The 25,282-nt window shown below is 39.8% G+C and carries 38 protein-coding genes, 1 tRNA gene and 1 pseudogene; 24 read left to right on the top strand and 16 right to left on the bottom strand.

The genetic code is table 11. The annotated features are described in order from the left end of the window. Positions 1-320: 320 nt before the first annotated feature. The 8 genes from PR683_RS05820 to rluE all read right to left on the bottom strand — a co-directional run bounded on the left by PR683_RS05820 (position 321) and on the right by rluE (position 8,429). Positions 321-1,445, bottom strand: a complete 1,125-nt coding sequence (locus tag PR683_RS05820) for a ribosomal protein uL16 3-hydroxylase (RefSeq protein WP_004911758.1) — start codon at positions 1,443-1,445, stop codon at positions 321-323. 251 nt (positions 1,446-1,696) lie between these two features. Continuing rightward, the gene (phoQ, locus tag PR683_RS05815; RefSeq protein WP_181937042.1) at positions 1,697-3,154 is read right to left on the bottom strand and encodes a two-component system sensor histidine kinase PhoQ; all 1,458 of its coding nucleotides are present in this window, start codon (positions 3,152-3,154) and stop codon (positions 1,697-1,699) included. A gap of 1 nt (position 3,155) precedes the next feature. Then, positions 3,156-3,830 (bottom strand): two-component system response regulator PhoP, encoded by a 675-nt coding sequence (gene phoP / locus PR683_RS05810; protein WP_004911754.1) that lies wholly within the window; start codon positions 3,828-3,830, stop codon positions 3,156-3,158. Between the two features lie 240 nt (positions 3,831-4,070). Continuing rightward, positions 4,071-5,441 (bottom strand): adenylosuccinate lyase, encoded by a 1,371-nt coding sequence (gene purB, locus PR683_RS05805; RefSeq protein ID WP_004911751.1) that lies wholly within the window; start codon positions 5,439-5,441, stop codon positions 4,071-4,073. Positions 5,442-5,458: 17 nt separating this feature from the next. Next, positions 5,459-6,085: a high frequency lysogenization protein HflD gene (hflD, locus tag PR683_RS05800; RefSeq protein ID WP_004911750.1), complete on the bottom strand. Its 627-nt coding sequence runs from the start codon at positions 6,083-6,085 to the stop codon at positions 5,459-5,461. 2 nt (positions 6,086-6,087) lie between these two features. After that, positions 6,088-7,191, bottom strand: a complete 1,104-nt coding sequence (mnmA, locus tag PR683_RS05795) for a tRNA 2-thiouridine(34) synthase MnmA (RefSeq protein WP_004911747.1) — start codon at positions 7,189-7,191, stop codon at positions 6,088-6,090. 139 nt (positions 7,192-7,330) lie between these two features. Then, positions 7,331-7,780 carry an NUDIX hydrolase gene (locus PR683_RS05790; RefSeq protein ID WP_117162357.1) on the bottom strand — a complete coding sequence of 150 codons (450 nt, stop codon included), beginning with the start codon at positions 7,778-7,780 and terminating at the stop codon, positions 7,331-7,333. Beyond that, complete coding sequence (gene rluE / locus PR683_RS05785) at positions 7,773-8,429, bottom strand: 23S rRNA pseudouridine(2457) synthase RluE (RefSeq protein WP_004911743.1); 657 nt, start codon at positions 8,427-8,429, stop codon at positions 7,773-7,775. The genes PR683_RS05790 and rluE overlap by 8 nt, the downstream gene beginning before the upstream one ends. Positions 8,430-8,963: 534 nt before the next feature. On the opposite strand from rluE, the gene icd reads away from it, so the two are divergent. After that, positions 8,964-10,217 carry an NADP-dependent isocitrate dehydrogenase gene (gene icd / locus PR683_RS05780; RefSeq protein ID WP_004911741.1) on the top strand — a complete coding sequence of 418 codons (1,254 nt, stop codon included), beginning with the start codon at positions 8,964-8,966 and terminating at the stop codon, positions 10,215-10,217. Between the two features lie 121 nt (positions 10,218-10,338). Here icd and PR683_RS05775 read toward each other — a convergent pair whose 3' ends face one another. The 3 genes from PR683_RS05775 to csrA all read right to left on the bottom strand — a co-directional run bounded on the left by PR683_RS05775 (position 10,339) and on the right by csrA (position 12,150). Then, a complete protein-coding gene (locus tag PR683_RS05775; RefSeq protein ID WP_109911615.1) occupies positions 10,339-11,466 on the bottom strand; it encodes a site-specific integrase in 1,128 nt (375 codons plus the stop codon). Beyond that, positions 11,447-11,689 (bottom strand): excisionase, encoded by a 243-nt coding sequence (locus PR683_RS05770; protein WP_004911710.1) that lies wholly within the window; start codon positions 11,687-11,689, stop codon positions 11,447-11,449. The genes PR683_RS05775 and PR683_RS05770 overlap by 20 nt, the downstream gene beginning before the upstream one ends. A gap of 281 nt (positions 11,690-11,970) precedes the next feature. Further along, the gene (gene csrA, locus PR683_RS05765; protein WP_004911707.1) at positions 11,971-12,150 is read right to left on the bottom strand and encodes a carbon storage regulator CsrA; all 180 of its coding nucleotides are present in this window, start codon (positions 12,148-12,150) and stop codon (positions 11,971-11,973) included. A 108-nt stretch (positions 12,151-12,258) separates the two neighbouring features. Here csrA and PR683_RS05760 point away from each other — a divergent pair, with 108 nt between their 5' ends. Next, a complete protein-coding gene (locus PR683_RS05760) occupies positions 12,259-12,492 on the top strand; it encodes a hypothetical protein (protein WP_109913344.1) in 234 nt (77 codons plus the stop codon). Here PR683_RS05760 and PR683_RS05755 read toward each other — a convergent pair. The 3 genes from PR683_RS05755 to PR683_RS05745 form a co-directional block, all read right to left on the bottom strand. Beyond that, the gene (locus PR683_RS05755) at positions 12,470-12,712 is read right to left on the bottom strand and encodes a hypothetical protein (protein WP_109913336.1); all 243 of its coding nucleotides are present in this window, start codon (positions 12,710-12,712) and stop codon (positions 12,470-12,472) included. The two genes, PR683_RS05760 and PR683_RS05755, sit on opposite strands and share 23 nt — an antisense overlap. Positions 12,713-12,740: 28 nt before the next feature. Next, a complete protein-coding gene (locus PR683_RS05750; RefSeq protein WP_102140687.1) occupies positions 12,741-12,950 on the bottom strand; it encodes a hypothetical protein in 210 nt (69 codons plus the stop codon). Positions 12,951-13,049: 99 nt separating this feature from the next. Continuing rightward, a complete protein-coding gene (locus tag PR683_RS05745) occupies positions 13,050-13,694 on the bottom strand; it encodes a LexA family protein (protein WP_109913345.1) in 645 nt (214 codons plus the stop codon). A 101-nt stretch (positions 13,695-13,795) separates the two neighbouring features. Between PR683_RS05745 and PR683_RS05740 the strand changes: the two genes are divergently transcribed. From PR683_RS05740 to PR683_RS05675, 14 genes and pseudogenes are all read left to right on the top strand, one after another. Then, on the top strand, positions 13,796-13,984 hold the full coding sequence (locus PR683_RS05740) for a Cro/CI family transcriptional regulator (protein WP_109913337.1): 189 nt from the start codon (positions 13,796-13,798) through the stop codon (positions 13,982-13,984). Between the two features lie 55 nt (positions 13,985-14,039). After that, positions 14,040-14,495, top strand: coding sequence for a YmfL family putative regulatory protein (locus PR683_RS05735; protein ID WP_109913327.1), 456 nt, complete (start codon positions 14,040-14,042; stop codon positions 14,493-14,495). Positions 14,496-14,556: 61 nt separating this feature from the next. After that, positions 14,557-14,733 (top strand): hypothetical protein, encoded by a 177-nt coding sequence (locus PR683_RS05730; RefSeq protein ID WP_196723636.1) that lies wholly within the window; start codon positions 14,557-14,559, stop codon positions 14,731-14,733. Next, positions 14,723-14,905, top strand: coding sequence for a DUF4222 domain-containing protein (locus PR683_RS05725; RefSeq protein ID WP_115167084.1), 183 nt, complete (start codon positions 14,723-14,725; stop codon positions 14,903-14,905). The genes PR683_RS05730 and PR683_RS05725 overlap by 11 nt, the downstream gene beginning before the upstream one ends. Beyond that, positions 14,902-15,963 carry a conserved phage C-terminal domain-containing protein gene (locus tag PR683_RS05720; RefSeq protein WP_109913340.1) on the top strand — a complete coding sequence of 354 codons (1,062 nt, stop codon included), beginning with the start codon at positions 14,902-14,904 and terminating at the stop codon, positions 15,961-15,963. Before PR683_RS05725 ends, PR683_RS05720 begins: the two co-directional genes overlap by 4 nt. Next, positions 15,960-16,286, top strand: a complete 327-nt coding sequence (locus tag PR683_RS05715; RefSeq protein WP_109913341.1) for a hypothetical protein — start codon at positions 15,960-15,962, stop codon at positions 16,284-16,286. Before PR683_RS05720 ends, PR683_RS05715 begins: the two co-directional genes overlap by 4 nt. Continuing rightward, positions 16,283-16,660 carry a RusA family crossover junction endodeoxyribonuclease gene (locus PR683_RS05710; protein ID WP_109913342.1) on the top strand — a complete coding sequence of 126 codons (378 nt, stop codon included), beginning with the start codon at positions 16,283-16,285 and terminating at the stop codon, positions 16,658-16,660. The genes PR683_RS05715 and PR683_RS05710 overlap by 4 nt, the downstream gene beginning before the upstream one ends. 14 nt (positions 16,661-16,674) lie before the next feature. Further along, positions 16,675-17,214 (top strand): DUF968 domain-containing protein, encoded by a 540-nt coding sequence (locus PR683_RS20395; RefSeq protein ID WP_109913343.1) that lies wholly within the window; start codon positions 16,675-16,677, stop codon positions 17,212-17,214. A 31-nt stretch (positions 17,215-17,245) separates the two neighbouring features. Next, on the top strand, positions 17,246-17,683 hold the full coding sequence (locus tag PR683_RS05700; RefSeq protein WP_004911675.1) for an antiterminator Q family protein: 438 nt from the start codon (positions 17,246-17,248) through the stop codon (positions 17,681-17,683). 353 nt (positions 17,684-18,036) lie between these two features. Next, positions 18,037-18,249, top strand: coding sequence for a transcription antiterminator/RNA stability regulator CspE (gene cspE, locus PR683_RS05695; RefSeq protein WP_004911672.1), 213 nt, complete (start codon positions 18,037-18,039; stop codon positions 18,247-18,249). A 7-nt stretch (positions 18,250-18,256) separates the two neighbouring features. Next, positions 18,257-18,379: pseudogene (gene ymcF / locus PR683_RS05690) on the top strand (cold shock small protein YmcF); the annotation flags it as partial. Positions 18,380-18,641: 262 nt separating this feature from the next. Then, positions 18,642-18,719 (top strand) — tRNA-Asn (locus tag PR683_RS05685). A 43-nt stretch (positions 18,720-18,762) separates the two neighbouring features. After that, a complete protein-coding gene (psiE, locus tag PR683_RS05680; protein ID WP_109913125.1) occupies positions 18,763-19,173 on the top strand; it encodes a phosphate-starvation-inducible protein PsiE in 411 nt (136 codons plus the stop codon). 554 nt (positions 19,174-19,727) lie between these two features. After that, positions 19,728-19,997 carry a hypothetical protein gene (locus PR683_RS05675; protein WP_109913124.1) on the top strand — a complete coding sequence of 90 codons (270 nt, stop codon included), beginning with the start codon at positions 19,728-19,730 and terminating at the stop codon, positions 19,995-19,997. Between the two features lie 5 nt (positions 19,998-20,002). Here the strand turns inward: PR683_RS05675 and PR683_RS05670 are convergent, their stop codons facing one another. Next, entirely contained in the window at positions 20,003-20,563 is a 561-nt protein-coding gene (locus PR683_RS05670) for a hypothetical protein (RefSeq protein ID WP_109913123.1), read from the bottom strand. Positions 20,564-20,584: 21 nt separating this feature from the next. Between PR683_RS05670 and PR683_RS05665 the strand changes: the two genes are divergently transcribed. From PR683_RS05665 to lysC, 5 genes are read left to right on the top strand one after another with little or no spacing between them, the layout of a single operon-like run. Beyond that, positions 20,585-20,794, top strand: a complete 210-nt coding sequence (locus tag PR683_RS05665; RefSeq protein ID WP_109913122.1) for a hypothetical protein — start codon at positions 20,585-20,587, stop codon at positions 20,792-20,794. 59 nt (positions 20,795-20,853) lie between these two features. Continuing rightward, positions 20,854-21,078 carry a class II holin family protein gene (locus PR683_RS05660; protein ID WP_004911666.1) on the top strand — a complete coding sequence of 75 codons (225 nt, stop codon included), beginning with the start codon at positions 20,854-20,856 and terminating at the stop codon, positions 21,076-21,078. Beyond that, positions 21,059-21,628 carry a lysozyme gene (locus tag PR683_RS05655; protein WP_109913121.1) on the top strand — a complete coding sequence of 190 codons (570 nt, stop codon included), beginning with the start codon at positions 21,059-21,061 and terminating at the stop codon, positions 21,626-21,628. Before PR683_RS05660 ends, PR683_RS05655 begins: the two co-directional genes overlap by 20 nt. A 58-nt stretch (positions 21,629-21,686) precedes the next feature. After that, positions 21,687-22,067, top strand: a complete 381-nt coding sequence (locus tag PR683_RS05650) for a hypothetical protein (RefSeq protein ID WP_162598874.1) — start codon at positions 21,687-21,689, stop codon at positions 22,065-22,067. After that, positions 21,955-22,209 (top strand): Rz1-like lysis system protein LysC, encoded by a 255-nt coding sequence (gene lysC / locus PR683_RS20390; RefSeq protein ID WP_419179489.1) that lies wholly within the window; start codon positions 21,955-21,957, stop codon positions 22,207-22,209. Before PR683_RS05650 ends, lysC begins: the two co-directional genes overlap by 113 nt. Before the next feature lie 1,243 nt (positions 22,210-23,452). Here the strand turns inward: lysC and PR683_RS05645 are convergent. Next, positions 23,453-23,836 carry a hypothetical protein gene (locus PR683_RS05645; protein WP_109913120.1) on the bottom strand — a complete coding sequence of 128 codons (384 nt, stop codon included), beginning with the start codon at positions 23,834-23,836 and terminating at the stop codon, positions 23,453-23,455. 341 nt (positions 23,837-24,177) lie between these two features. Here PR683_RS05645 and PR683_RS05640 point away from each other — a divergent pair, with 341 nt between their 5' ends. Genes PR683_RS05640 through PR683_RS05630 form a run of 3 tightly spaced genes read left to right on the top strand, consistent with a single transcriptional unit; the run spans position 24,178 to position 25,248 of the window. Continuing rightward, complete coding sequence (locus PR683_RS05640) at positions 24,178-24,663, top strand: hypothetical protein (RefSeq protein ID WP_164564167.1); 486 nt, start codon at positions 24,178-24,180, stop codon at positions 24,661-24,663. After that, positions 24,660-24,959 carry a hypothetical protein gene (locus PR683_RS05635; protein WP_238562740.1) on the top strand — a complete coding sequence of 100 codons (300 nt, stop codon included), beginning with the start codon at positions 24,660-24,662 and terminating at the stop codon, positions 24,957-24,959. The genes PR683_RS05640 and PR683_RS05635 overlap by 4 nt, the downstream gene beginning before the upstream one ends. Next, positions 24,901-25,248: an HNH endonuclease gene (locus PR683_RS05630; RefSeq protein WP_109913118.1), complete on the top strand. Its 348-nt coding sequence runs from the start codon at positions 24,901-24,903 to the stop codon at positions 25,246-25,248. Before PR683_RS05635 ends, PR683_RS05630 begins: the two co-directional genes overlap by 59 nt. Positions 25,249-25,282: the final 34 nt, after the last annotated feature.

Here is a 25,282-nt window from a genome sequence, read left to right as displayed (position 1 = left end):
CTTTAAAATGGATAATTAATGCTGCGTGAGAATGATAATAGTGAAGTAAAAACAGTTTAGGGTTGAATTAAAGAATGTGCTTTATCTTTGCGTGCTTACGGGCACGTAAGGATCATAATATGAGTATGTGATTGGGAAATAAAATATATAAAAAAATAAATAAGTTAGTTATTAATAAGGGGGGGGTAATTGGCAATTAGCGGTTTTCATCAATAGGGAGGAGAGCCTTGTCATATTATACTGAGAATATTATTTTTAATAAAAGGCCCATAATTAATGAGCCCTTACACAAAATACAAATTTAATATTAAAGGTATTGATTAATCATCAAAATACCAATAACCATTATTGACGAGTGCGGTAAGCAGTGCGATAAAATTAACGTCATCAATGGCATCAGCTAAAATTTGGCTATTAACGGCATCATAACGACATAAGCTATCAGCAGCCTCATAACACTCGGTTTCTAAGCATTCTCCATTAACAAAAAATTGGTCGCCAACGCGCAATGCTCTGAGACCATTTAATTTGTATAAGGTTTCTTGCTGAGTTTTCAGTAAATCATAAATTTCTTCTTGCTCATAAGGTGGTTCAGGTGGAGCAATGTCTAATTCATGACGTGATTGTGAGATAAACTCACCTAGCCATTTACGAAATAGCTCAGGGTCATTAATCAGTGATTCCATCATTTCGCGCAGTTTAATTTGTTCACCTTGCAAGATCTCAGCAGGGTTATCACGGAATGATAAATCAGGATCGCTATAACGATAACTGCCTAAGTCATTAGAAATTAGGTGATCGGCAAAACTACTGAGCAGCTCACGAGTATTTGGGGCACGGAAACCAACTGAGTAATTTAATGAAGGCTCAATGGCGTAACCTTCATGTGGAAACCCAGGTGGAATATATAAAATATCGCCGGGTTCCATTTCTTCGTCGATGATGGCGTCAAAAGGTTGAACTTGTAGTAAGTCAGGGTGCGGGCAATGTTGTTTCATTGGGATTTTTTCACCCACTCGCCAATGACGACGGCCTTCACCTTGAATAATAAACACATCGTATTGGTCTAGGTGAGGACCTACACCACCGCCGGGGACTGAGTAGGAAATCATTAAGTCGTCCATCCGCCAGTCCGAAAGGACGCGAAATGGTTTCATTAATGCAGAGCTTGGATGATGCCAGTGGTCAACTGCTTGAACTAAAATAGACCAATTCTCTTCGCCAAGGTGGTCATAGCTTTCAAATGGTCCGTGACCAACCTGCCAAATCCCTTCTTTATGGCTAACCAAACGGCTATCAACCTCATCTTCCATCGCCAAACCTGCAAGTTCATCAGGCGAGATAGGATCAATAAAATTTGCAAACCCTTTTTTGATAAGCAGTGGGCGCTTCTGCCAGTGACTGTCGAGGAAACTCTGCCAGTCGAGATTTAGTTTGTAATCCATCTTATTGTCCCTTGGAGCTGCTAAGTATTGCTAATCAGTTTATTACAATATACCCGGTTCCAATACTGCAAAATGACCTATATGTGTGTAATGGTATGCTGTTAAATAAACTTTCTGAGAAACGGGTATTAAAGGTTTATCTTGAGAGTGAACCAAGTACATTACCCTAAATTACTATTTATAAAACACTTCATAAATAGTATACCGGAAATGGTTTGTAAAATAGGGGACAAGTGGACGCATATCACAGATTAACTATCTTCAATCATAGATTGCTGCCTAAATGTGACGGATAAACGAGCACCACCAAGCGGGCTGTCACTAATTGTGATATCTCCCTCGTATTGGTCGATAATATCCACTGCAATGGACAAACCTAAACCTTGACCTGGACGAAGGGTGTCTGCACGTTGCCCACGAAGGAAAATCAAACTACGTTTGCTTTCGGGCACGCCTGGGCCATCATCATCAACAACCAATGTTAAGCTATCAGTTCCGGCAATAGCACTAACTTCGACGAATTCAAGGCAATATTTACACGCGTTTTCCATGATATTACCCATCACTTCCATAAAGTCATTTGGTTGACCCAGCCAAGTTGTTTCAGGAGAAACATTAACCGTAATAGAAACACCTTTGTGTTGGTAAACTTTATGGAGGGCACTCGCAAGGCTGTCTAATATTGATGGAACAGATGAAATTTCGCGCAGCATCATATTTTCATCACCTTGCGTTGATGCGCGGTGCAAATAATAACCCACCTGTTGAGATATACGGCCAATTTGTTCGAGCATGATGGGTTCAGCCTGCTCAATATTCATTTGCTTACCTGAACGAAGAAGCCGCAGTGTTGACTGTAAAACGGCTAAAGGCGTCTTTAAACTGTGTGTTAAATCAGAAAGTGTCGTGCGGTATTTGCTGTAACGCTTACGTTCATTCGTTAATAAAATATTAAGATTACGTACTAGCCCACGAAGCTCATACGGAGGGTTTTCATCCAGTGTATCTCGTTCACCTTTTTCTAAGCTACTTAGTTGTGATACTAATGATTTAATTGGCCGTAGGCTCCAATAGGCCGCTAACCATAATAGTGGGATAACTAAGATTAAGTTAGCTAGTAACACATAACCGAACCACTCCCAAACTAAACCCGTATTTTGTAAGTCTTGTGGTAGTGTATCAACAACGACAATGGTGAGCGGAGGCAGGTTTTCACTAGCTGCATATTGGTTGACGGACACGGAGTGAGTAAGCGGTTCATCGTCGTTATCCATGTCATCTAATTTTGTATTGAATTCGGGGTTGTCATCTAGAAGTTGGCGAGTTTCGCGAATGTCTGTATCAATTTCATATAAGCCTTCTTTTTTAAGCCAGTCATTACGGATCAGCCGTTCAACGCTAGGTACATCACGTTGGCGCCATAACACGAGCCCTTGTTCATCATAAATAATGACCAAAGTCGGGTTGTTTAACGTGAAATTTGGGGGGACGCGAATGTCAATTTTATGGTTTTGCCATTGGGCTAGGCTATAAATTAAATTACTTTGGCTACGTAATAGGGTGTAAGTGGTTTTATCGAAACTAATCAAATACCCCAAAATCGCGACGATGCCGTAGGATAAGGTGAGTGCCAAGATCACCGCGGATGTTGCACAGAGAAAACGTGCTCGTAGCGAAAGGGGTTTGAACTTAAATTTACGTAGCTTCATGTTAGCCATTCACATCAAAACGGTAGCCTTGACCACGCACTGTGACAATTACATCATCACTATGAAATTGTTGGATTTTTTTTCGTAAACGGCCCATTAAAACATCAATGGTATGACTTTCTCTGAGCTCAGCATCTGGGTAAAGCTGGCGCATTAACGAGTCTTTGCTAACCACTTTCCCATTGTTGCGTAGTAGCGTTTCAATGATAGTGTATTCAAAAGCGGTTAATTTGACGGTTTCGCCATTAACGGTAAATTCTTTGCGTGATAGGTCAATCACGAAATTGCCTAATTCGAGTACTTGTGAAGCAAGACCACTATTTCTGCGCATCAAAGCTTGCATACGGGCGACCAGTTCTTCTAACTGGAAAGGTTTAGTCACGTAGTCATCAGCACCACTGTTTAGCGCTTGTACTTTTTCTTGCCAACTTTCCCGAGCAGTTAATACTAATAGTGGAATATTGACGTGCTCGCTACGCCAGCGTTTGATCATAGAAAGCCCGTCTTCATCAGGTAAGCCCAAATCGACAACTGCGATATCTGGACAGCTTTCGTGCAAAAAGTAATCAGCTTCTTTTGCGTCTTCAGCTGAATCAACCTGATGGCCAAGCTCTTTAAGCTGGACGGTTAAATGGTGACGAAGTAACGCATTGTCTTCGACAATAAGAATACGCATCGGAAACCCTCATATTGAAAAGAGATAGCTACAACTTATCAGATAGTAGCACTAGATACGCTATGGTAAAAAGAGTTCTGAATAACGACAAGGGATTAAGTAAATATAAATCAAACGAAGCGGAAATATAATTTATCTATATTTAGCTTTGAATAGCTTAGTATGATAGATAGAGCAGGGAATTCAAAATGATAATTAAAAAAGGCGACTTATAAGCCGCCTAATTTGAAAACATAAAAGCTATTTTAGTTCGTCGATAAAAGTGACAGCGTAACCAATGTAGTTAGCTGGCGTCATTTCTTTCAAACGTGCTTTTTCGTGCTCTGGCAGGTCTAAACTATCAATAAATTGTTTCATACCTTCAGCGGTAACACGTTTACCACGGGTCAATTCTTTGAGCTTTTCATATGGCTTTTCAATACCATAACGGCGCATTACTGTTTGAATTGGCTCGGCCAATACTTCCCAGTTTTGGTCTAATTCATCCAGTAAATGTTGCTCATTCACTTCTAATTTGTTCAAACCTTTCATGGTTGATTGATAAGCAATCAATGCATAACCTAAGCCGACACCGAGATTACGTAATACTGTCGAGTCAGTTAAGTCGCGCTGCCAGCGAGAAACAGGGAGTTTGCTAGCTAAATGACCTAAGACGGCATTGGCTAAGCCTAAATTACCTTCAGAGTTTTCGAAATCAATCGGGTTGACTTTGTGTGGCATGGTAGAGGAACCAATTTCACCTGCGATTGTTTTTTGTTTGAAGTGATTTAATGCGATGTAGCCCCAAATATCACGGTCGAAGTCTAACACGATAGTGTTAAAGCGAGCGACGCAATCAAATAACTCAGCAATATAGTCATGAGGTTCAATTTGCGTAGTGAATGGGTTCCATTGAATGCCTAAAGAGGTAACAAAGGTTTCGCTGAATTCGTGCCAGTTAACTTCAGGATAAGCGACCATATGTGCATTATAGTTACCGACTGCGCCATTGATTTTACCTAGAATTTCAACTTGTTGTAGCTGGCGGAATTGGCGCTCTAAACGATAAGCAACGTTCGCAAACTCTTTACCAATGGTGGACGGGGTTGCAGGTTGACCGTGAGTACGTGAAAGTAACGGTAAATTGCGGTACTCATGAGCCATTGTTTTGATTTTATCAATGATTTGACGCCATTGTGGCAGCAAGACTTCTTCACGAGCGGTTTTCAGCATTAATGCGTGAGAGAGGTTATTGATATCTTCTGAAGTACAAGCAAAGTGAATAAATTCAGAAACTGCATGAAGAGCAGGGATGTCCGCTACCTTTTCTTTTAGAAAGTATTCTACAGCTTTCACATCATGGTTAGTTGTGCGTTCAATTTCTTTGATACGCATTGCGTCTTTTTCACAGAAGTTCGCGACAATTTCATCCAAGTAAGCGATTGCGTCAGCGTCAAATGCAGGAACTTCTTTGATTTGAGCGGTTGCAGCCAGTTTTTGTAGCCAGCGAACTTCAACTTGTACGCGAAATTTCAGTAAACCAAACTCACTAAAAATAGTGCGTAACGTGCTGACTTTATCACCGTAACGGCCGTCAATCGGGGATACAGCGGTCAGTGAGGATAATTCCATTGGTAGCAACTCCAGATTTAAAGGTGAGACAAAATATCTTTCGCCTGATTAGCCAGACGATTGCGAGAGAACATGAGTTGAATGCGACTTCCACCAACTTGTTGCCAAAGCACTGCGCAACGAATGCCAGCGAGCAAGGTGGCTCTAACTTTTGCTTGAACGAGTGTGTTTTTTAGGATATCAGGGGAACCAGTGACCTGAATTCGCGGTCCAGCTGGGCTGACTACATCTACATAAATACCCGCAAGTGCGTTAAACACGCCTTCAGAAAGTGGTTCAAAATAACCCGCTTGGCGTTCAAATTGCTCAATACGTTGGCCCAGCTGGTTCATCGCTTCTTGGTTTTTATTGAGGCGACGTTCAAGCGTCATAATGCTTAACATATATCGCGTCATTTCAGCCGATAAACCACTGTTACCGCCAGTCAGCATACCTAACATGGCACTGAGGCCCGTCTTTAAATTTTCGGCATCATTACCAAATACATCCAAAGTGGATTTTGGATTCATATTGGTGAGGCTATTGACCATGGTTTCAGTGTCTTTCTCAAGACAAACACCTTCATGTGCGAGTTTTTGAACCATCGCGCTTGCTTGGCAGATACCCGCTAAAGCAAGCGTAATGTCATAATAGTTTTTTGCCACATTTACTCCTGAATACGGGTTTCAATAATACCGCCACCGAGACAAACTTCATCGATATAAAATACAGCGGATTGACCTGGAGTGACAGCCGCGACAGGGTAGTCAAAAGCCACTTCAATGCGATCATCACTTAATGGGGTGATCGTACAAGGGATATCCGCTTGACGATAACGTGTTTTTACTACGCAACGTAGCGGCTCAGTCATGGTTTTCCGGTCAACCCAATGTAATTGCTGAGCAATTAACCCAACAGACATCAAACGAGGGTGTTCATGGCCTTGAGCTACGATAAGAATGTTGTTTTCGACGTCTTTATCGACAACATACCAAGGTTCTTCGGAGCCTTCTTTTGTACCACCGATACCGAGACCTTTTCGTTGCCCTAAAGTGTGGTACATCAAACCTTCATGTTGACCAATTGTTTCGCCATCAACAGTGACGATAGGGCCAGGCTGAGCGGGTAAGTAGCGGCCTAAAAAGTCGCGAAACTTACGCTCACCAATGAAACAGATCCCCGTGGAGTCTTTTTTCTTTGCAGTAACTAAGCCAATTTCTTCCGCAATACGGCGTACTTCAGGTTTTTCGAGTTCACCAACGGGGAAAAGGCTTTTAGCTACTTGTTCGTGGCTCAGAGTATATAAAAAATAGCTTTGGTCTTTGTTGTTATCTAAACCACGTAATAATTGGCTTTTACCATTGACATCACGGCGGCGCACATAGTGACCAGTAGCAATGTAATCTGCGCCTAAATCTTCAGCCGCAAATTCTAAGAAAGCTTTAAACTTGATTTCTTTGTTGCAGAGAATATCTGGGTTCGGTGTGCGGCCTGCTTTGTATTCAGTTAAGAAATGTTCGAAAACATTGTCCCAATATTCAGCAGCGAAATTAATGGTATGAAGTTCAATACCCAGTTTGTCACACACAGCTTGTGCATCGGCAAGGTCAGTAGCAGCTGAACAATATTCTGTGTCGTCATCTTCTTCCCAGTTCTTCATAAACAGACCAGCAACCTGATACCCTTGTTGCTGTAGCAAGTAAGCGGATACAGAGGAGTCAACACCACCGGACATCCCGACGATGACTTTTTTTTGGCTGTTATCTGACATGGTACTATTATTTGACATGGAAATATCTCACTGCGGAAAAATCAAGCCCCATACTTTAGCATGTTGTTCCCGCATTACACCAGAGTTAGCAGGGAATATTATTGCTTGGTGAAATCTTCACCAAGCAGAAGTTAAGTACTTAAAGATAATGGTCGCCGTAAGCGGTTAAAATATCGAGAGGATAATGCTTTCCTGTGAGAAAACAGCGCAAACTTTCCGCCACTAGTGGTGAACGCAGGCAGTTGCTATTTAGAATTTCTTGGGCAGTCAGCCAATGGCATTTGCTAATATCACTGTCTTGTGGCTGTGTCTCACAAATGGATTCAAGTTCTACGGCAAATAAAAAACGGATAAACTGAGTTTTATCTGGGGCAATCCATTGATGAATTTTAATTAATTGTGTTGGTGTGGCTTTGATTCCAGTTTCTTCTAGTAATTCACGTTCGGCGGCTTGCAAAATAGTTTCATTAGCTTCTAAATGCCCAGCTGGTTGATTCCAAGTGGGTTTATCATTTATCCACTCTTCCACGACTAAAAATTTGCCTTGAGCATGCACAACAGTTGCTACAGTCACATTAGGTTTAAACAACAGTTACCTCCTTCCATTCGCCAACTGAAAGATTTCCCAAATTAAATTCACCAATTTGATAACGAATTAGCCTAAGCGTTGGAAAACCTATATTTGCCGTCATACGACGGACTTGCCGATTACGTCCTTCATATAATGTAATTTTTAACCAGCTAGTCGGGATATTTTTGCGTTCCCGTATTGGCGGAGTTCTTTGCCATAGCCATTCAGGTTCGCCAACTAACTCGATTCCCGCAGGGAGTGTTGGACCATCATTTAATATTAACCCTTGCCGAAATTTTAGTAGTGCATCTTCATCGGGAATACCTTCTACCTGAGCATAGTATATTTTCCCTGTTTTTTTCTGTGGTTGAGTTAAACGTGCCTGTAGTTTTCCATCATTGGTTAAAATTAATAGCCCTTCACTGTCCCTATCAAGACGTCCTGCGGCGTATACATCGTTGATTGGAATATATTTTTTTAGTGTGTCGCGACCTTGTTCATCAGTAAATTGAGGAAGAACATCAAAGGGTTTGTTAAATAAAATGATTTTAGTTGATATTTGCTGTCTTACCGAAACACGCTTAGCGTTATGCTTTAAAGCAGTCGAGGGTGGCGAGTAACGATTTTTCTTCGGAACTGATTTTTTGTTCGGTCTGTTCATGGTCATTCAATGAGAATTTATTGGTTTTAATTTGCGGCGACTTATTTCATCTAGTGTAGGAGATTTAACGGTTTGATCCTAGAACGTATTTTTCATGGCGATGTAATATTTAATTAACAACTTTAAAAACATTTAAATCAATAAAAACAATTTTCCATTTAAAAATAAGTACATATGGATTTGTTTGGATGGTGATAGTGTGAGCAAAACGTATTTTTAATTTGAGTTAACTTGCTAATATTATTTTTTGTGAGGGAAGTATTTTAACAAAAGTTGTGTCGTTCCCTCAAATGGGTTATTGACAACTTTTCATCGCGGTTTGATTTATTTCTAATAATGGAATGCTTAAATTAATTTATTGATTTAACAGTATTTATAAATAGATATTCGATTAACTTACAAGGTAAAACAGTACGTTAAATGCGATCGGCATTGAAGCTTAGATGAGTAATCATTGGCGTTCGACGCAGATTGAAGTAGTATTGACACGTCTCTTACAAAAAATTAACAAGCAAAATACGCAAGTGAAAGGAGAGGTTAATGGAAAGCAAAGTAGTAGTTCCGGCAGAAGGCGCTAAAATTACCATTGATGCAAAAGGCAAACTAAACGTTCCGAACAACCCAATTATCCCTTTTATCGAAGGTGACGGCATTGGTATCGATGTCACACCAGCAATGTTGAAAGTGGTTGATGCGGCAGTGAAAAAAGCCTACAACGGTGAGCGCAAAATTTCTTGGATGGAAGTTTACACCGGTGAAAAATCTACACAAATTTATGGTAAAGATGTTTGGTTACCAGAAGAAACTCTCGATTTAATCCGTGATTACCGTGTTTCAATTAAAGGCCCTTTAACAACTCCTGTTGGTGGTGGTATTCGTTCTCTGAACGTTGCATTGCGTCAACAACTTGACCTGTATATCTGTTTACGTCCTGTTCGCTACTACAAAGGCACTCCAAGCCCAGTTAAACAACCTGAACTGACTGATATGGTTATTTTCCGTGAAAACTCTGAAGATATCTATGCGGGTATCGAGTGGAAAGCGGGTAGTGCAGAAGCAGATAAAGTTATTAAATTCCTGAAAGATGAAATGGGTGTGACTAAAATCCGTTTCCCACAAGACTGTGGTATTGGTATTAAGCCTTGTTCAGAAGAGGGCACAAAACGTTTAGTTCGTGCTGCTATTGAATATGCTATTGATAACGGCCGTGATTCAGTGACTTTAGTTCATAAAGGTAACATTATGAAATTCACTGAAGGTGCATTTAAAGATTGGGGATACCAATTAGCACAAGAGGAATTTGGCGGCGAATTATTAGATGGCGGCCCATGGGTTAAAATTAAAAACCCTAAAACTGGTAAAGATATTATCGTTAAAGATGTTATCGCAGATGCTTTCTTACAACAAATCCTGCTACGCCCAGCAGAATACGATGTTATCGCTTGTATGAACCTAAATGGTGACTACATTTCTGATGCATTAGCAGCGCAGGTCGGTGGTATTGGTATCGCTCCTGGTGCAAATATTGGTTCTGAGTGCGCATTATTCGAAGCAACTCACGGTACTGCACCAAAATATGCAGGCCAAGATAAAGTTAACCCAGGCTCTATTATCCTTTCTGCTGAGATGATGCTGCGCCACATGGGCTGGACTGAAGCGGCTGACTTAATCGTTAAAGGTATGGAAGGCGCAATCGAAGCTAAGACTGTAACCTATGACTTCGAACGTCAATTAGAAGGCGCTAAATTACTGAAATGTAGCGAATTCGGTGACGCAATCATTAAACACATGTAATTTATTATATTGTGTAATTAATAACGGGAGCTTAATAGTTCCCGTTTTTTATTGTCACATTTGAAATGGTTATCAAAAAGTTATCAAAACGAATTATCAAAACCTATCCCAATATAGACTATCAAATAACTACTTTTACCCAATCTTTACCCCGATCATCATTATATTTATCAGTCATTTTTTGCGATTTATGACCCAGTAAATCTTTAGTGTTAATTCCTTGTTCTCGATAGAGTCTTTCTGATAAAGATCGTTGTTCATGAAATGAAGCTGGCGTTCCTTCACCCCAATCAATATCAGTTTTATTTCGTGCCTTCTTGAAATTTGTTGTTATTGTATTTGCTGTAACTTGTTCGCCTCTATTTGCTTGAGAGGTTGTTCTAAAATAGTGGATCAGATAAGGACTGAGAACACGGTCACGACATCTAGTAACAACATCACGTAAAGACATGTTTAATGCATCAGATCTTAACGCTAGTGGAATGGCCAGTTTACTTCCTGTCTTTTCTTGTGTTACATGCAAATGGTCATCCCAAATATCACTAAATTTCATTGCTGAAATATCGCCGAGTCGTTGCCCTGTAATGACTGCCAATAACATTGCATTGCCTAAGTACTTATGTTGTTTATCCGCGATATCAAATATTTTTTGCCACTCCTCTAAATTAAGGCGCTGGCGGGTAATTCGTCTTTTTGGTTGTTTAGTTGCGAGTGCAGGGTTATATCCTGGTGGGACTTCACCGGCATGCTGCGCCTCTTTGAACACATCGATTAATACAGATCGAATAACCTGAGCCATGCGATGTTGGCCATTAGATTTATACTCATCAAGTATTGATGCGATATCTCTCGCATCAACAGCGGGTAAAGGCTTCATTGCGAGAGAGTGGCGCATTAGGTCTACAGGTTTTCTTTTTTGTTTGTATGTATTTTGTTTTATATCACCGTCAGCAAGGCGCTCTTCTTGTATTACCCAGTAGCGATCCAGCCAAGTATTTACGGTGATCTCTTTTCCTTTAATTCTTGCTACTCTATCGCTGATCGCCATAACTTGTCGGCTGCGTTGCTCAGCTAACCGGTTATTAGCTTCAATCGCAATTTCACGAGCTTCAGCCTCATTGTCACCGAGGGCATGATATTTTCCAGTTATAGGGTGACGATAACGCCAATAAACCTTGTTAGCTTTTCTGCTAAATAGTGGGTAGAGATTAGGGATGTTGACGTTATTTTTACGTGGTCGGGCAGCCATCGTTTAAAATCCTTTGTAATTTTGGGTTATCACTCTTATTGATAACCGGTGATGTCAAATTACCGACTAAGTCGGCATCTTCTCTCACACGCCAAATACCACCTTCTTTTTGTGCTGGTGGATAGAACAAGCCATTCCTAGCATAGCGTTGTAATGTCCCCAGGCGAGGAGGGCGACTTCTATAACGTTCGCTCGCCCATTCCTCCAAAGTTAGCATTTGCATAATTACCTCCACATTCTGCCGCATACAGACTTTTAATTTTTGACTATACTTATTAAGTAACACGCGATACTTGCTATTATTTGCCGGCATATTATATGTCGGTTTTTTTTTGCTAATTTCTTGTTTATTTATATCTTTGGACTAAGCTTAAGTAATTCTACAGTTACTTATATTCCTATAGAATGAGCTGATCCCTGTGTGTTAATTATTTACCGCTGAATTTATTGGCGGTATTTTTTTATTTATTGATTTGGTTTTAATTTAAATACAATAAATAACTATCACTCGGACTTATTATTATCAGCAAAAATTAGTTTATAAATTTCTTCACGATGGACACTAATATCTTTTGGGGCATCAATACCAATCCGCACTTGGTTACCCTTTACTCCTAAAATTGTAACTTTAATATCATCACCAATAACCACAACTTCGGTTGGTTTTCGAGTAAGAATAAGTATTCCCATACTAAGCACTCCACATAGTTAATAAGATTGCCTGAACTAACTTATCCACATCAGGCGGCTGTGGTATTCTTGGAAGCCCTACAAAACCAAGAGAATTTTTTAATGCTTAAATCTACGCTAATTGCTAAATGCCTTTACCAATGCAACATGATCACTGATGTAAAAGGGGGTGAGCATGCGGTACAAAGTATTTTTGTTGATTATTTTCCAAAGCATTCATTTGAAAAATGGAACACTCAACTACCAGACAATGTTGTAAATCACTTTCTAGAAGCATCAAAAGGTAGCTCAACTATTCATGTTGATTCCTTTATTAAAGACCTTTGGGATCTTTAATAGTCGAAAAAGCACTGTAGCCATGTTGGATAGTTTTCCCGAACGCATTAGCCTCTAGTTCTAGCGAATTTCTATCCAGCATTAAGACTTCAGTGGTTTTTGCGATAAATGACAAATAATCCGCAGCTACCGCGCCATCCGTTCTCAAATAACAAACCGTGGCGCCATTGATTTTCAACTCAATAATATTTCCTGTTGTTTTATCTGCTTTATTCGACATAGCTAGAACTCCACACAATTGAATTTAGTTAAGCATTAATAATGACTTGGCAGCGTTCAGACTGGTCGAAAATATCTTCATCGAGCTTTTCTAGTTGGCGCTGTAAGTCGGCTTGCTTAGCTTTAAGTGCCGCCAGCTTTTGAAGTTCAGCGGCTTTTTCCATAATCCATGCTGCAGCATCTTCTTGCGACATAGCAACGCTAAAAGTAACGATTGGTTCATTTGAATTAGTTTGCATTGAACGCCTCCTAAGTTGTCTTAGATATAAACTAATTCAACTTAGGATCTATGTCAATTCAAAATCTAATAAAACTTAGATTTAAATTAAGAAGGGAGGTTATAGCTCGTATTGAACACCACGAACGAGACCAACTATTTCACAGTTACCATTGATTGGAATGTTGTCATATCGTGGGTTTAGTGGCATTAAAAATTTATTGGGGCCATCAACAACATAACGTTTCACGGTAACTTCATCAGAGCCTTGCAATCTAGCGACAACAAATTTACCACTAACAACTTCAGCTTCAGGATCAACAATAACTGTTGAGCCTTCTGGGATTGACGGTAAGCCATAAGGATTTGTCATGGAGTCGCCAATGACGCGCAATGCGAATGATAGAGGCGATACTTTAAGGGTTGTCTCTATGAACTCTAAATCATCATCGTAAATCTGATTTGGCGCATAGTCAGTGAAGTTGCCAGCTTGGACATAAGATAAAATCGGCACCTTTTGTGCGCTCGTGATTATGTTAGATGTTTGCTTAGATGGAATACCATACAATATATATGCTTCAGTTGTATTGAAATACCTAGCTAATTTCAATAGAGCATCACTCCGTGGTGCATTTAGGTCTCTCTCCCAATACCCGACAGTAACATCAGATACGCCACAGTACCGCCCAAGTTCTTTTTGGGTGGTTTTAGTGATATCCCTCAAGGCCTTTATTCTGCTTCCGATGGTGTTTTCAGTTTTACTCATTCCTAAGTCCATTTCATATAAACCTAAGTTATCTTAGTTTTTATTGACCAAATATAAATTAACAATTAATATCTAACCTAACTTAGAAATCAGGAGGTGTTATGACCACAGAGCAGATCGAAAAATACTTCGGAACCACTAATAAAATTGCTGAGTTTTTTCGGATAAGCCCCGAAGCTTTTTACCAGTGGAAAAAACGGCCCAATCAATTAATTCCGAAAAATCGCGCCATTGAGGCTGATTACAGAACGAAAGGTGAATTGAGGTTTGACCCTGCACTTTATCAATAAAGTACCAAATCCAACTAACTGAGTTAACTACCAACAAAACAACGGAATTGTAGATATGTGCAAACAAACATTAAAAGAAGTCGTGAAAGAGATGTGTAAGGCGTACCCCGGTGGACGTTCAGCGATGGCGGGTGCATTGGGTATGACAGAAACCACGTTCAATAACAACTTGTACGAGAAAAACGGCTGTCGTTTTTTTGAGCGTGAAGAGCTTGAGGCAATGGAGGATTTATCTAACACATCATTTCTTGCAGGGTATTACGCAAACAGAAGAAATCTATTGCTGGTGGAAAAGATAAGCCCAGAGGATTTGGACGAACCAGAATTATTCAAATTACAAACTCGAGCATCAACAACTCGCGGTGAGTTAGTTGTATTCATTGGGAAAGCATTGGAAGACGGTGTTGTTGATAGGCATGAAGAAAAGCAAATTATGACAATGTTGGATAGAGCAATCGCAAGCACTAGAGGAGCTATCAATGCGCTCATCAAATTACATAAGAAAGGTTGACGCCCCAGATATGCGGTCCGAGGCGTCGGGTGCTAATAACAACTTGTGTGGAGTAACTAGCATGAGCAGTGTAACGAATTTACGCGGTAGAACGCAAGTGAGAGTTTCTATCCGTGATGGTCGTTTTGTCTATGAACTAAAGGTACCAGAAGGGCGGCAGGAGACCAACTACAAGTTTGTTGAGTGGTTGGTAGATGATTTTAATGCAAGTTGCGGGAGAGGGGAGCATGTCCAATGAAGACGCCAATAATCTCAATCGCATTTATCTGGATAAGCGCGGTATTCGTGTTCGCGTCATACGTTATGACCGAATCAAACAGTGGGTCATATTCATGCGTGACGGTTATGAACATGAATGCTTTGCCCCTTTGTACAAATTTAAAGCCGAATTCACAAGGGTGATGGAATGAGCAGCTTATTACTACTTAAAACACGCCCACAAATTGTTATACCTGAACTAGCGGTACGCTTGGGCTTGAATGAGGCTTTATTGCTTCAGCAAGTTCAGTATTGGCTATCTGAAACCTCGTCGGGCGTTGACCATGAGGGGCACCGCTGGATTTATAACACTATTGAAGAATGGCGTGAACAATTCCCATATTTTTCTGAATCCACAATTAAGCGTGCATTCAACAATTTAAAAAAGTTGGGTGTCTTAAATATTGAGCAAATCAATAAACGAACTCATGACCGTACTAATTATTACTCTATAAATTATGAACATGTGTTGTTATCCGATGAGGTCAAATTGAACCCATCGAATAGTTCAGCCGAGCGCATTCGAACAGGTCAAAATGACCATATCGATAAGCGCAAAATGAAGCGTTCGAATAATATCAAAATGACCCCATCGAACGGGGCAAATTGCCCTGATCTTACAGAGAGTACTACAGAGAATACTCAAGAGATTACAACAGAGAGTAACTCTTTTTGTCCGGCTCATGCTGAGCCAGACCAAGCGCAAATTGTTTTAGAACATTTCAATAAAGTCACGAATTCAAGTTATCGGGATGGGAAAACCACTATGGGCCACATCAGAGCCCGTCTATCTGAAAACTATACCTCGGATGATTTAATTCTGGTAACTGACTACATCACAGCCAAGTGGCTAAATGATTCAAAAATGTGTGATTACCTGCGGCCAAAAACATTATTTAGCCCTGAAAACTGTATGGAGTACTTCGAAAAGGCTCAGAAATGGAATGAGGCTGGTCGCCCTAAATGCGCCAACGGTAAATGGCTAAAGCCGGGTGAGGCGGCTATGAGTATCGACACTGTTGAACGTGACACTGTATTCACTCAAATTTTCTCAACGGGCTGGAAGCCAGCTAATAGGCTCCAAGAAATTGCCAAAGAAATGGCCAGCAAAAGCGGCTTAGGTCGACTTAATGAATTTGCGGGCCGTGCTGCATGGAAAGGCATTTGGCAGCAAGCAGCAGAACAAGCAGCAAAGGAGATGACAGTATGATTTCTTCACAGAAACGTCGGTATATCGAGTTCACAACTCACTTCAAAGGCCGACCGTTTAGTCGTGATGATTTGTTCAATGAGTTTAATATGAAAAAGCACTCTGGGGCGACAACTATCATCAAATCTCTAATCAACTATGGCTTGGTGTATCAAGGCAAAGATGGTCTTTATCACGTATCTGATGATTGTGAAAAAATGCTAAGGGATGGGAAGTTTCGTTCTCATGATACTTCAGCGAGTTCAAATGGGATTGTTGCTGAGACAGCTTTGTCCGCTTTAGTTCAACAGTTTGATGCATTATTGGCAGGGGTAAGAGCATGAGCATATTACTTGTATTGCCATTTCCACCAAGTGTTAATGCATGTTGGCGTAATGTGAATGGCAGAACGCTAATTAGCGAGAAAGGCCGTAAATTTCGTGGCAGTGCGATTGTCGCCATTTATGAGCAATTAAGGCGTAAACCGATAGCGATAACAGAGCCCGTTACAGTAAAAGTAAAAATGTACCCGCCAACAAACCACAAGCGGGACATAGATAACTATTTAAAAGCACCATTCGACGCATTAACGCATGCCAACATTTGGAAGGATGACGGCCAAGTTAAGCGAGTTGAAATGGAGTGGTGTGAAGTAGTCAAGGGTGGGCGCTTTGAAATAACAATCAGTATGCATGAAAGCGCAAGTAAGGTTGCGTAAATGTGGGGAATAGAATGAGTTACCAATGGATATTAACACCAATACTGGTACCAGAAATTGGAGCCATAATATTTAAGCCTGGTGCACATATGCATACATTCAACGGCAGAATGCTACTGATGACTTTGCCACAAGAGCTAAAGCACAAAGCATCGGGCCTTATCTCTCTTTCTGATCAATACCTCAACGACATAGCGAGTGGTGAGCGGGTATCAAAACCTGTGTTAAATTTAACCGTCGAACCCGAACCACCAGCTAGCTTGATGTTAAAGCCAAAATTACAGCGCTGGATTAATGATAACTACCTGCAGTGGGTTAAATCACAGCCATGTTGTGTTTGTAACTCTATCGCGCACGATGCACATCACCTAATCGGTCATGGTCAGGGCGGAATGGGCACTAAGGCCCATGATTTGTTCACTATTCCATTATGTCGCATTCACCACAGCGAGTTGCATAAAGATCCAAATGAGTGGGAGCGCGAGCACGGAAGCCAGTTGGTTTTGTTATTTCGATTCCTAGACCGTTCTGCGTCACTGGGTGTTTTTGGTTAATGCGTTATGCGGAACGCAGGAGACTTTTTGCATGAGAGATATTCAGTTAGTTTTACAAAAATGGGCTGGTTGGGCGAGTGATAATCCGGGGGTTGATTATTCTCATATTGCAGCAGGTTTTAAAGGTTTAATCGTAAATAAAGAGCCGTCAAGGGAATCATGCAGCGATGACGATGGAATAACCATCGACAGTGTTATAGCTAAGCTGAGACAAGTTCGAAAAGAAGAAGAATTAAATTTGATAGTATTGCATTACCTTTACGGTGTATCTAAGCGCAGTATTGCCAAGGAATGGAAAATGAGCGAAGGGCGAATTCGGCAAATGATGCAAGTCGCTGAGGGCTTTGTTGATGGCTGTCTGGCTATGTTGGGTGTAGCCCTAGAAATGGATTCTGATGTTATTAATAAAGTAAAAGTGATAGATAGTAAAAAAGTATTAGTGCGCTACGCAAATTCGATGCTATTGTGATAAGAGTAAATACGTTGTAATCGAACTTATAGAATGAAACCTCGCAATGCGGGGGTTTTTTTATGTCTGAAACAAACATAAGACTTGCTGTTATGATTGGTCAGAGTTACATGTGTAGTTATAAAGTAAGCTAGAAAATAAAATTTGCTATCGCTTAGGATGTGTGGCTTAATGGATTCATCGGTTTGGAAGTACAGGCCTATTTATGCTAGTCAGTTTAAAGTTGTTCACCATTTAGCGTTATCTAAGATACCTCTTCATTGCGAATTCCTTCTAATTAATTCCCATAAGTAAAAATAAAAAACAAACCTTACCTATGCCTTATGGCAAACTTAAAAATTAAAGGAAATTCTATGTCTAATTCAATGATTGGTTTAGTAAAATGGTTTAACGAATCTAAAGGTTTTGGTTTTATCTCTCCTGAAGACGGAAGCAAAGATGTTTTTGTGCATTTTTCAGCTATCCAAAGTGATGATTTTAAAACTTTATATGATGGGCAAAAAGTAAGCTTCTCATTAGAGACTGGCGCAAAAGGCCCAGCAGCAGCTAACGTAGTGGCGCTTTAAAAACATTATAAAAATTCGCTTCTATTACAAGTGCCCATGTTGTAACGGATCCCAGTATCGGACATCACAGTTTGATATTTCGGTTAGCAATCCACATGGCGCCACATGTATATTTTGTAAAAATATAATGAATGCTCGCGCTATCTAGTATTTTAAACCTCGCAATGTCGAGGTTTTATTATATATAAGGGTGTATTTTTTTAACGTTTCGTATTTGCAACATTTTATTTGAAAAGTAGATGCAGATTTTTAAGAGAAACACCCCAAGGAGTAAACTATGAATTGGCTTGTTATTTACGACCGAATAATTAGTTATACCCAGAATATTATGTTTATAGCTATTATGTCCTTAATGGCTTTTGCAATACTAAACTGGCTTAAATAAGCCTTCTCCGCCATTAACTCAACTGGAAGAGTATTTAGCCTTATTAAGGCTAAGAGTCGAGGTTCGATGCCTCGATGGCGGACCACTCCACTAACTATGTTTAAAGGTTAAGATCATGAGGGGGGGGGATGTCTGGATTGAGTCAATCAAAGCTAATTAGTAGAGTATTGCAATGGATTAGTAGCGCTGCATTGCTTCTACTTGCAGTTATATTAATTATCTTTTTAATCAAAGAAACTATAGTATTGGCCGCACTTTTATTTGCGGTTAGCAATTCAACTTCAATTTACTCCCTAATTGATGGTCTTATCATTTATTTTTTATATTTTGAATTTATTGCATTGATTATCAAGTATTTTCAGTCTGATTATCATTTTCCATTACAATATTTTATCTATATTGCGATCACTGCGGTAATTCGGCTTATTGTTGTTGAGCACAACAGTCCTCAGTTGTTTATCATATATTCGGTCACCATACTGATATTAGTTATCGCATTATACTTTGCAAACTCCGAAAGATTAAAGCCGAATGAATAAGAATACCTTTTAGCAAGTGCCTTTATAATGACAACTCTATTTGCCAGCTTCTATCTTTCACATAGCGGCATTAAAGCGAGTAGGGTTTTCATTGTGAGGAATACCAAGGCTGATTGGCTAACTCGCATGAGTTATCTGTACTTATCAGGATAGAAGCACACACGCCATGGGAACCTGAACGCATACACTCTCAGCGTATGCCTCCACAATACTTCTAATGTTATTAACGTTTAGATTTAGTTTAGTTACTTAACTGAACTTACAAGCCTCGACAGGTCTAAAACCTAACATAAATATGATTATGAGGTATGACATGAGGCCGTTTATATTAGTTTTTGCGGTAATACTTTCTGCTTGCACATCTTCTGGACAGGATATCAGCAAGGAAAAACCTAAAGATGATCCCTATGCTGAGAGTACGTTAAACAGCATTAAAGCTAGCCAGAAAGTGCAAATAGACCGACAAATATATAAAAGAGGTTATTAATTCAGTAGTTGATAATTACTCAAGGGCTGCGCATTGCGTGGCCTTTTTCTATTTAAGAGAGGTAGTTATGAAATTTGAAGACTTACCCGCTGATATTCAATTGGTTGCTGCTAATTGTTTATCTCGATTAATTATGGATAGATCTCATATGGAAAAAGAGCCAATGGAGAGATTGGCTCGGGATGTTAAGAATGCCTTTATTGAGTTGTTCGGCTCTGAGTCAGAATCAATTGACCATACTAAATCTACTCAAGTTGTCTGCCGCGTTAAAGATAAGGGCGGTTCGCTTGAAGTGTGCTCAGATGGGATTAGTCGTTTTCATTCAATAGCTTTGTGACCGTCTTATTCTAACTCTAGCGCTTCTATTCCAAGATAGAATGCAAGCCTAGACATTAAAAATGCAAAACAGATGAATAGTTTCACCCTGTTTGGTGTATTCTTATCGTTAATTGAATACTCATTAACAGCCAATCCATCCTGGTCTCTTACAAGCAAGGGGGCGTCTATGTTCCATTTATCTGACTGGTTTTCCAATTGAAACCCTTTTAATAAATTAACGAGTTTATTTATTGATTCGTCAGAAACTAAATTATGCCCACTTCCATGTGCTAAATTATTTCTTAGTGAGTTAATCATTTTAAGGCTGCTATATAATTCATCTGGAACACCTAAATTTCGAGCTAACTTAAATTTATCGCTGCAATTAATTCTTACTGAATAATTACCTTCTCCGAAGAAATTATCGGCATCACAAGCTGCGCAAATCCAAGCTTCAGCCAGTTGTTCACTTAATAAGTGAATGCGCAAAACCGCACCAATATCATCTTCTGTTCGAATGGCTTGCATCAATAGTTTATTGACGCCAATTTCATTAACTTTGTCTATAAATATCTGCTTGTTCATATCAGTTCCTTAGGAGGAAGCGTGGACCTTAAAAATATTATGATGATTAATATATCAGACACGGGCGTTTCGTTAACCTTTAATGGTGGAATGGCGAGCTATGATAAAAATGGGCATCTTGAAGGCTCCATAGGTGAACGATCTGTTATTCCAACTCATGTAAGCTTTGTTGATTCTCGCTCTAATCCACAAAACTCAAATCAATCCACTAAATCAACAAATAAAATCTAGCTGCTATTGCTGGTGGCTTTCTATTAACTAAATTTCGGGCACTCCGTAGGGGGTGGTATATGCGTATGGACAAATTAACAACTGGCGCCTCCTATGCTGCCTCTACGGGTTCAACATTCTATTGGCTAAAACAATTGTTAGATGGTTTCTCATCTGAGCAGTGGGCAGCAATTGGGGTGTTGGGAAGCCTACTTTTAGGTGTGGCTACATTTTTGACAAATTTATATTTCAAACGAAAAGAAGATAAGCGCAAGGAGGCGGCTCATGCCAAAGATACCAAATAAAATAAAAATGGCCGCTGCAGCTGGTGGGCTGATGACCTTAACTGTTGCGATGATTGCAGAGTTTGAAGGGTATGAGTCCAAGCCTTACCGTGATGTAGTGGGAGTTCTTACCGTATGTTATGGGCACACGGGCCCCGACATTATCCCCACAAAAACCTACACAAAAGCCGAGTGTGATGCGCTGTTAGAAAAAGACTTGGCAATTGTCGCTAAAGCAGTGAACCCCTTAATTAAGGTCAATATCCCTGATTACACAAGGGCTGCACTTTACTCTTTCACTTATAACGTAGGGGTAGGGGCTTTTTCGCGTTCTACGTTACTTAAAAAGCTTAACGCTGGTGATCAAGCTGGCGCATGTAATGAACTTAAACGCTGGATATATGCTGGGGGCATCAAATGGAAAGGGTTAATGACAAGACGGGAAGTGGAAAAAGCCGTATGCCTTGGCGAGTTCGCTTATGCATATCCGTTTTCATTATCGGATTCCCCATCTACTTGGCAACTGGCGTATATGTACTCAGAGACGATACCTGCAGTATTGATAAGGTAAGTTTAGAAAAGCGATGTCAAAAAGCCCTAGATCACTACCGAGGTAAGCAGGTGAACTTATGAAAATAGATAATTCATTCTGGTTATTTTTGGCGCTATTTGCTGTGAGCTGGTGGGCTACAACGCTTTATGACAGCAATGTTTTAGTAAAAAAAGATATTGAGCGATTAGAAAATGAGGCGACTGCAAATCAATTCATATTATCCACCGTTTTAGAACTTTCGGTAACGTTTAATGAAATCTCACGAAATAACCTTAGGGAACGTGATGCGGCGGCAGTGGCTTCTGAAAAGGTCAAAACCATTATCAAAACTGTTCTTGTGGGTAATGAATGCGCTCCCCTTGATGCTCCTAGTGGCGCTACTATCGAGCTGCACAACCACGCGAATAGAATACGTTCAAACGCCATCAGTACCCATTCCAGCCCATCTACTCAATGATTGTTTGCCTGAGTACATCCCTGAGACATTTTCTTGGGGTGACTCTTTATTGATAAATGAGTTGCTACTCACAGTTATCGAGCAATGTAATTTAGATAAAAAGGCCATTAGAGAGATTGAAGCGGCTAGACATAGTAAATAACAAGGTGGGAATTATGTTTAATAATTTACCCGGACCAGGAACATTTCTTTCCCTTGGGCTTGTGTGTGCAGTTCTTGGTTGGGGAGTAATTGAAGGTCTGATTTATATCTGCAAGTGGATGTTTTAGACAAGAAGCCATTTGAGAAGTAGAAACGGTTAGAAGTAATTTAAAATTACATTGAGGTGAATGGCTTATCAATACCAACCCGTATGCGCTCTTGCAAAAAAAACTAAATTAATTAAGACAAGAACGCTTAATAAGTAGATAGAGAATTTTACAAAAATTGTCATTGTATTTGGTTCTCTTTTGTCTTTAAAAACAACAAGTAGAATGCATACAAGAATAGGAATGAGTATGAGTAAGACTTTAATTGGTTGATTATGCATGTGCATGGGTTCTTAAATTGGGCAATAGGGAATTTTCCAACTAGTTAAAGACAATCTTGACAAAAAAGCAATACAGAAAATTGAAGGGAAAAGGGTAAAAAAATAGCCCATACCACCGCCTAGTGGAATACGGGCATAACTATATGCACATCTATGTTTATTATTATCTGTATTTAAGAATAGTATATCAACAGATAAATAAGTGTAAAAAATCTTAACAAAGTATGTCTGTCTCGCAATAGTGGGGATTGTTGATATTAACAGGAGAAATACTATGGCAGCACAAGGCTTCGATAAACCAGCTCAATTCCGTGAAGAGTTAGATAAAAGCATTCTGAAAGAATAAAAAAAGCCCCTCGTTGGCGTGGGGCATAAAAATTCGGAATGGTTATTACTAGTTTTGTGAATGCCCAAATGTCAAATGGGGGTGCGCATCGTACCAACATAGGTTAAATAATCTAGGTATAAATTGTTCCGAAATACGGAAAAGAATATTGAAAAACGCGTATGCAAATAAAAAAAGCCTACACAGCGGTAGGCTAAAGTGTTGCTTTACGATGAATATCAGCGTTAAGCCTAGCAGGTTATTTCAAATGCGCAATTATATTTGGTGATTATTAAATGGCATAAAAAAGCCCCTCTACAGAAGGGCATATCTAATGGAAATGTAACTTTATAATTATTGTAGTAAGGCCAGCCATCCTTGACCAGCGGCGAGATATTATCACTACTTATTACTTAATCCAAATCGGGGTATTTATTAAATCTATTTTAGGGGTATGTAAAAGGATGGCTTAAGATCTGTGAGATTTCTGAGAAGGGGTGAAAATAAATACAAGCTTATTAAGTTTTATAGCTATTTTTTAATACCAACGAAAAAAGTAAATCGACTCATTGGATTTTGGTTATCTTCTTCAATAGTTTCATGAATTGTAACAATATTACCTCGTTTAAGGATTAGCTTTGGATCGTCTACTGATAAAGGTTGTCGATATTTTCTAGTTATATATTGATGGCATCCTTTATCAGCACGACCAGAAGGTTTTGCATTAATAATTTCTCCACTCACTAGAATAGATATTTCTTTTTTGTTGCAAACATTTCCACTCACCTCAAGACAAGACGTTTGTGCAGAGACATTCTCTAAAATATTAATATCTAGATTGCATGAGTTAATATAAGAAGCCCATGATAGTTGAGGTGTTGATATTAAAAGTAACAGTAGAAGCTTGGGCATCATATACGTTCCTATAGTAGCTTATATTTATAACGGATTATGGTGATTAGTCAGTTTTTGGTCACTTTTATTGTAATTAGAAGTAACTCAGGGCGTTGAAATGGGAAGGATAAAAAAATAGCCCATCAATGATGAGCAAACAACACAGTATCTTCACTATATCCTTGTCACGGGATAGTAAACAATGAGTTAGCATAAATCTTATTGTTATTCCCAATGACACTGGGTGTACTGCATGAGGTCAATGACAGTACGTGTTTATTCAAACAATAGCCATCTTATATTTGTAAAGGTTCATAGCCATCAGCTAATCACTGGTGGCTTTTTCATTTATGGAGACAGACATGTCAGATAAAAAAGAAATAGCCACCCTATCTATAAAGATATCAGTTGATAGCACTGACTTAGATAAGCTGGAAGCACAATTAAAACGTATTGAAGGGCTGATGATTAGCACGGGACTGAAGCAGCCAGCAAGTGTTGGATTTAGCGCTGATAAGTTCTTTATTACAAATGGTCAGGTATTTATTGATAGCTCTTATATAACACCGGCACCCATTCCGAGCTTAAAGATAAAAGGCATAGCAATAGATAGTGCTATGCGACAGGCAGCAAAGGAGGGCGCTGAAGGCGGATTTTTAACGGCTACAACTAAAACAGAAACAGACGAACAGCGTAGAATCAAAGGGTTGGAAACTAAATTTAGCCTATTGCAGTCATCTATGACATCAATACAACAGACCATAGCTGATTCAGATAGAGCATTTGCAGCTTCCCTAGAGCGAGTTCATGCCGATATTCAATCAGCTAAGTCTGGATGGCAATTATGAGCAACTCACAGCCAAGACAATCGGTTTGCAACAGTGAATCGAAGGGATTCAATGAGGTGCTCAAACTCATTGCTCTTCATTTAATAAAGACGGCTATCACAATGTTTGGTGATAAAGAGTTACCACCTGAAGTGGAAAAGCAAAGAGCAACTATTGATTCTGATATCAAAGAGCAGCAGATGATGGTTGATAGATTGCTGAATGCCGCACCACAACAAGCGACTGTAGGAGTTACCGATGCCGCCACGTATCCCTCGTGCTTGCCGAAAGCGCGGATGTACCAAGACAACGACTGACCGTAGTGGTTACTGCCAAGAACATATGAGTACAGGGTGGGAGAGCCACCAGCCCGGCAAGAGCCGACATGAGCGAGGTTACGGTTCTAAGTGGGATAAGATACGACCTCGAATCCTTCAGCGTGATAAATATCTTTGTCAAAACTGCTTACCTCGGGCTGTAGAAGCCAAGACTGTCGACCACATCATACCTAAAGCACATGGTGGTACTGATGATGATGGTAACTTGCAATCACTCTGCTGGCCTTGCCATAAAAGGAAGACAGCAACAGAGAGATTACGCAAGTAGATGTTATATATGAATATTTATATTAATGATGATA

It is taken from the genome of Providencia sp. PROV269 (assembly GCF_028477785.1).
Taxonomy (GTDB): domain Bacteria; phylum Pseudomonadota; class Gammaproteobacteria; order Enterobacterales; family Enterobacteriaceae; genus Providencia; species Providencia rettgeri.
Note: the sequence above shows the minus strand (reverse complement) of the source record. Positions and strands in the feature narration are given on the sequence as shown.